Here is a 6281-nt window from a genome sequence, read left to right on the forward strand (position 1 = left end):
AATTTTCATATGGTACTAGTTGAAGTCAGGGACTTGTCTACCTAAATCTCTATCAGCTTCTATTTGAAGTTGAATCGTTTTAGTTCCCATGTATTTTCGTGCAGTCCCTAGAATCGATCTGTCATTCCCAAGGATTTCTAATACCGTTACTGAAAAAAGGTTCATTAAGTGAGCATCTTCGTCATTAGATAATTCTTCAAAATATTTAAAAATATTATCTAATAGGTTGATATTTTTTTCCTCACTTAATAGTTTAATTATTTCAGGCATGAAGATCCTCTCAACTATTACAGTTTCTAGCACCTCACCGTAGGTAGCGATTGATTCTTTATACGCAATCTCAGATGAAGGTAAGAAATGCAACATTCTTCTAAAGAATTCTTCCGTTTTTTTATTCATTACCACCAGCTCCTTATATTTATGTCTTGAATGCTGCCCGTTACTTCAACGAACAAAGGCAGCCGATCGCGTAGCCGGCTGCCTTCATATCGTGGTGCTATCGTTCTCCGTTAGCTTAATAATGCGATGTCTCATCAAGTTAATTAACTATAATCTTCAATCAATGTTATTTTTCCTTCTTTAATAACAAATACTGACTTCCCTTTTAGTTGAAGCGTATCTCCAACCTTTAATCCATTAGGCAAATCAACAGCTAGTTTTGCTTCGTAATCAATTCGTATTTCTACTCTGTCATCTATAGCACTGTAATCGGTAATTGTCTGACAACGACTAGCGAAAATCGTTGACGACTTTTCTGCCAGTTCTTTAAACTCATGTATTCCTCTGGTCTCTGTGTTAATTTCACCATTGGAAAAATTTCTAAACAAAATATCATTTTCTAAAAGTTTCACTATGCTCTCTACATCAAATGAATTGTAGGCCTCAACATACTTTTCGATGATTGCTTGGGTTTCTTCACTAATCATAGTCATACTCCTATCTTAGATTGTACTCTTTCCATATTCTTTATAACTGATAGTTTTTCCTTTATTTGAAACAAGGCGACTGAAAAATTTATTAAACTAAACTGCCCGATAGCGTAATCGTCACTTGATACCCGCCCTTTAATTGTCATACATTCAGACGAATTCCTTTTTAGTTATTTTTCAAAAATTTACGCTTCCGAATCTATGAGACCGATGAATTCCCGGATCGACTGTCGTCTATATAAACGAAGGCATAAATGAACACAAACTAATTTGACGAAGAGGTGTTTTTGAAAATGGCATTAACGTCCGCATTCACGAGCTTCAACCTGCCTGTAAAAAATGTGGAACAATCAAAAGCGTTCTTCACCGGACTCGGATTCGAGCTCAACCCGCAATTCCCCGAGAACGAGAATTCGGTAGCCATCGTGATCGGTGACAACCTGCAGGTCATGCTGATCAATCAAGCATTCTTTAATACGCTCACGGAGAAGGAATCCGTCGATACGAGCAAGTATGCGCAGATGACGATCGCATTGGCCTTCGAGAGCCGGGAAAAGGTCGATGAAATCGTGAATACCGCGGTCTCCTTGGGCGGGAAATTGCACGCTGAACCTGAAGATTATGGATCCATGTATCATTGGGGCTTCGTGGACTTGGACGGTCATCTGTGGGCCATTAACTACATGAACATGAATACGGCACAAGGTTAAGGTACACTTAAAGCACGCTCCTACTAGGGTTCAAAAAGAAAGACGCCGGGCATCTTCCCCGGCGTCTTCTTCGCGATGATTAGTTTTGTTCGGTAAAGGCTTTGAAATTGTCCACGATCGCTTGCCAGCCTCCTTGCTGGAACTCGACGGAATTGGAGCTTTCCGCGTCGAACGTTTCAATGACCTTCGTCTCATTCCCTTGATCGACGAAAGCAATATCCACTCTTCTTCCGCCTTCCATGGTGTAGCCGATCGCCTCATGCCGATTCACGACATCGTAGACGCCGCCAAAATCAAAGCCCATGCTGCCATCCTTCGCTTCCATCCGCGTCAGAAACTTGCCGCCGACCCGCAGATCGTTTTCGGCTCTCGGCGCATGCCAGTCCTTGGACGCTTGATTCCACTTCGTGATGTAATCCGGCTCGGTCCAATAGCGCCATACCTTCTCGACAGGGGCTTGAATGACGGCTTGCACGGTTACTTTCGTCGGTTGACTCATTTCCATTTGAAATAGACACCTTTCTCATGATATTCGTCGTTTGGTTATTCTCAATGATATAGACGTAAGCCAATGACGAAATTCATTGGTCAATTCGCTCAGGCAGCCCAAATCGCGAAAATAATGGCGTATGAATAAAGTTTTGAACGTGCAGGATTTGATTTTCTTTGGTTTCGATGACGTGGATGCCCCAGGGTACCAGGCCAGAGCCCTCTTTGCCCGGCATATACTGGGCCAACGCTGGATAGCCGCCATTGACCGTAATGGGCACAAATCGCGAACCTTCGCAATGCCAGCGAGTAAGCGAATAGAAGGCGGACAAATCTTCCTTGCCGCGGATCCACATCTCGAAGGGCGGCATCGACATGCAGCCTTCCTCGTGGAACAACGCGACGAGCGCAGCAATATCGAATTGCTCGAAGGCCTCCACATACCGGGACAGCAGCTGCTGCTCCGGTTGAACGTCCATGCTGCTGAGTTCATCCGAGCGAAGCTGCGCCCGGTCCATCGTCTCTCGGGCTCTTTGCAAGGCGCTGTTCACCGCTGCCGGTGATATCGCCAACGTTTCCGCAATCTGCTTGGAGGACCATTCAAATACATCCTTCAAAATGAGTACCGCGCGCTGCCGCGGAGGCAAGGTCTGCAGGAGAGCGATGAAGCACAGTTGAAGAGTATCTCTACGGACGAGCAGATCCTCCGGATTGCCCCCAAAGTCGGGAGCGGGCCAGATCCAGGCGGCGTCCGGCAGCGTGTCGCGCGGCTCGGCGATGGCGACGGCCGGGTCGAACAGGTCAACAGGAAGCGCGCGGCGTTTGGATTGTCTCAGCTTGTCCAAGCACAGGTTGGAGGCAATCCGATAGACCCACGTTTTGAACGAGGAATCCTGTCTGAACATGCTCCAGCTCTGCCAGACCCGAATACTCGTCTCCTGAACGGCATCGTCCGCATCGTCCATGGAGCCTAGCATTCGGTAACAGTACGAGGTTAAGCCCGGCTTCAAGCTTGCAAATAATGATTCGTCAAATGCGGTCTCGTTCATCGCGGCCTCCCTTAACTATCTCCCCGAAGGGTTGTACCTTCATTATATGCAATGAAGCGGACAGCCTCAATCCGAATCAATAGGCAGGATATAGTACTCATAGATAAAAATTCAGCACGATCGTACTAATAAGTCAATAACCACTAAATTAACCCTTGTCTATACTCTAGAAATAATTCGTAATACCTCACGCCAGGACTTAAATGTTGGAGCTATCCTACCCGTTAACTTAACGAGGCTGCCGCTTTATGCCGGCAGCCTCGTCTTTATGAATATTCAGTTATTGCTCGCCGTTAGTTTAGCCTTTAAAAAAATCACCTCCAGTCAAGATCCCCAACATCCTTATTCAAGGTTCAATGTAAACATTTGTTGCTTACCATTGAACTTTCTTCAATTTTATCTTCAAAGTAACAGGTTCTTCAAAGCCAAATTTTCTTGGAGTGTACCGCCGTTTTACTCAAACTTTTGCATAACCAAAAAAATGTAAAAAAACGGAACCCCAATTCCATGGGATTCAGGTTTGTAAGTATAATTAGAGGAAGTTAGTTGCCATAGTAATGGATTAATACCCTTATAGACATCTTAATGCATAATATTGTTATATTCCATTTCGTTTTGCATGTATCCTGTCAAATAACTTAATAAAAATAGGAGTGGTCTGCCTATGGCAAACTACTCCCAGTGATCATTGAACCAAAGTTTCCAGTTAGTGAACGTGCAACAGAGCTTAATCGATATTATGCAGGTATTGCAGGAGCCTCTTCAGCATGACCGCCGCCTGCGCCCGCGTCGCATATTCCGTCGGCGCGAAGCGTCCGTCTTCCATCCCCTTCATGATTCCGACTTCCGCTACACGGGCTACAGCCAATTGCGCCCATGAAGAGATGGCGTCGCGATCCGTGAACGCAGCCAACGGACTGTCCGTTTGACCATCTCCATCGGTTACATAGCCGGTGAAGATTAAGGCTCTGCCGATAATCACGGCCATTTGCTCTCTGGTGATCGGGTCATTGGGCGCAAAACGGTCCGCACTGATGCCGGTCGCCAGTCTGTTCGCCACCGCCGCATTGACCGCTGGAGAATACCATGCGGATGCAAAGACATCTGCATAAGGGGAACTGTCTTCGACCTCCTTCACGGAGAGCCCCAGCCCTCGAACGAGCAAGGTCAAGAATTCCGCGCGAGTAATGGTACCATCGGGCGCGAAACGGTCGGCCGTCGCGCCGTTCACCAACAGCTTGGTCGCTAAATGATCCACATCCGCCTTTGCCCAGTGTCCGGTTAAGTCGGCGAAAGTTCGGGACTTCACGTCTACGACCGTGTAGAGGCTGTTATGCGGCACATTCAGAATCGCTTCCGTTGAGCCGTCCGGTCTGGTTTCCAGCCGCGCGGGAACAAAAGCGACTGTTCCGGTCGCCGGATCATACTGAACGGCAACCAGATTGCGGTTCGCCACATCCCCGTCCAGTTTGATCGTCCGAACGATATACGTTCCCCCGAAATCTTGCACATCCATCGTTTGCCCGTTCGATTCCACCGTCACCTTGTAATCGATAACGCCACCGAATACGGTAAATCCTTGGGAGACGCCGATCCGTTCGATCTCATGTCGAATATCCTCGCTGGCCTGCTCCTGAATGATGCTCACAGTCAAATCCGATACTTCCGCATCGAGACGTTCTGCCAAACCTGCCAGGTCGAGCGCACTTATTCGCAATTGGTAGCTGGATCCATTCAGCTTCACCTCAATGATCGCATTCAGATAACTTTTGGCCATCTCCTCGATCCAAGCAGCCGGAAGCCGTGTCTGCACGGCATGCTCTCGATCGTTTATCTCAATCGTGATAAGCGGTTCCTTCGCCTCTCTCAGAAGCTCCAGCACTCGTTCCTGCATCCGTTCGGAGAGGATGACCTGTTCAATCACCGTGCCATCAGGACGTTTGACTTGTTCGATGTCGGACGAATCAACAAGTGCGGTAATCCCACCAGCCGAATTAATCATCACGGTGGAATTCGATACCGGTCGATTACCGCCAACCGACGAAGACGGTGTTGAGATACCGGTGACGGCAACCACCTTCACCGCTTCATTGCCTGCCTTATCTCGGGCATATACGGTATAATCGCCGTTCGCAGTGACAGTGAATTGAGTCTCAGACAAAATATCAGTTCCGCCTGTTCCGTCGGAGAAATCAGCCGCTTTGAGATTGCCCTTCAGCCACCGAAGCACCGTCAGTGCATTACCAGCCGATTCACCGTACACGCTTGTCGCCGCTTTGATTACTTGCCGCGTCGATCCGTCAGGCTCAGCCGTCAGCGTAACATAGGGCGGCATCGCCACGATGTAGATTCCGCTCGTATCCAGCGTTCCGTACGTTAGCGAAGCGGCTCCGCCGGAGGCGCGTACGATGCTGGCGCCGTTCGGAAGCTCCAGTGCTGCGGCAACTTCGATGCCATCCGAATCCGCAATTCCGGCTGGAACTTTGTATTCGAAGGTCAGCTCCGTCAATGCCTCGTTACGTGTTCCCGTATATGCGGCGTACACCGTCCGAGTATCGGAGCTGACTCCGACCATAAGCGGAATAACTGGCATCCCGTCAACGATTACTTCGTATTCATAGCGTACCTTAAAGAGAAGAATATTGTTCGGGCCGTACAACTCATTGGCCGGTGTCGTCAGCACTAACTTCACCCAAGCGGCTTCGAACGTATCCATTGCCGCTTTCAATGCGGCGACGGCTTCATCCAACTGACCTTGAGTTTGATTCAACGCATCGTCGGCAATCCCCTGCGCGGCGTTGATCGCTGCCTGCAAAGCGCTGCGATCATTCGCCGACGCTTGTCCGACGTTTGTGCCTTCGGAATGGACCGCAAGCGTCTGAATTGCTTCCACCAACAAGTCTTCTAGATCCGTCGCATCGCCTGCCGGAATAATCGCAGCTTCAAACGACATCGTTGCCGCTTCCAAAGCGGCGACGGCTTCATCCAACTGACCCTGAGTTTGATTCAGCGCATCGTCGGCGATCGCCTGCGCGGCGTTGATCGCTGCCTGCAAAGCGCTGCGATCATTCGCCGACGCTTGTCCGACGTTTGTGCCTTCGGAA

At 48.7% G+C, this 6281-nt stretch carries 6 protein-coding genes; 1 reads left to right on the forward strand and 5 read right to left on the reverse strand.

All coding sequences use genetic code 11. From position 1 onward, the window contains the following. Nucleotides 1-15: 15 nt before the first annotated feature. Together FGT79_RS28630 and FGT79_RS28635 are read right to left on the reverse strand one after the other, a co-directional pair. A complete protein-coding gene (locus FGT79_RS28630) occupies nucleotides 16-399 on the reverse strand; it encodes a DUF7674 family protein (RefSeq protein ID WP_138756253.1) in 384 nt (127 codons plus the stop codon). 143 nt (nucleotides 400-542) lie between these two features. Next, entirely contained in the window at nucleotides 543-926 is a 384-nt protein-coding gene (locus FGT79_RS28635) for a nuclear transport factor 2 family protein (RefSeq protein WP_138756254.1), read from the reverse strand. 296 nt (nucleotides 927-1222) lie between these two features. Between FGT79_RS28635 and FGT79_RS28640 the strand changes: the two genes are divergently transcribed. Further along, complete coding sequence (locus tag FGT79_RS28640) at nucleotides 1223-1639, forward strand: VOC family protein (protein WP_138756255.1); 417 nt, start codon at nucleotides 1223-1225, stop codon at nucleotides 1637-1639. A gap of 79 nt (nucleotides 1640-1718) precedes the next feature. On the opposite strand, the gene FGT79_RS28645 is transcribed toward FGT79_RS28640, so the two are convergent. From FGT79_RS28645 to FGT79_RS28655, 3 genes are all read right to left on the reverse strand, one after another. Further along, the gene (locus tag FGT79_RS28645; protein WP_138756256.1) at nucleotides 1719-2144 is read right to left on the reverse strand and encodes an SRPBCC family protein; all 426 of its coding nucleotides are present in this window, start codon (nucleotides 2142-2144) and stop codon (nucleotides 1719-1721) included. A gap of 76 nt (nucleotides 2145-2220) precedes the next feature. Then, on the reverse strand, nucleotides 2221-3177 hold the full coding sequence (locus tag FGT79_RS28650) for a sigma-70 family RNA polymerase sigma factor (protein ID WP_138756257.1): 957 nt from the start codon (nucleotides 3175-3177) through the stop codon (nucleotides 2221-2223). Nucleotides 3178-3904: 727 nt separating this feature from the next. Continuing rightward, entirely contained in the window at nucleotides 3905-6130 is a 2226-nt protein-coding gene (locus FGT79_RS28655; protein WP_138756258.1) for an S-layer homology domain-containing protein, read from the reverse strand. Nucleotides 6131-6281 lie beyond the last annotated feature (151 nt).

This window comes from Paenibacillus sinopodophylli (assembly GCF_005930355.1).
Lineage (GTDB): Bacteria > Bacillota > Bacilli > Paenibacillales > Paenibacillaceae > Pristimantibacillus > Pristimantibacillus sinopodophylli.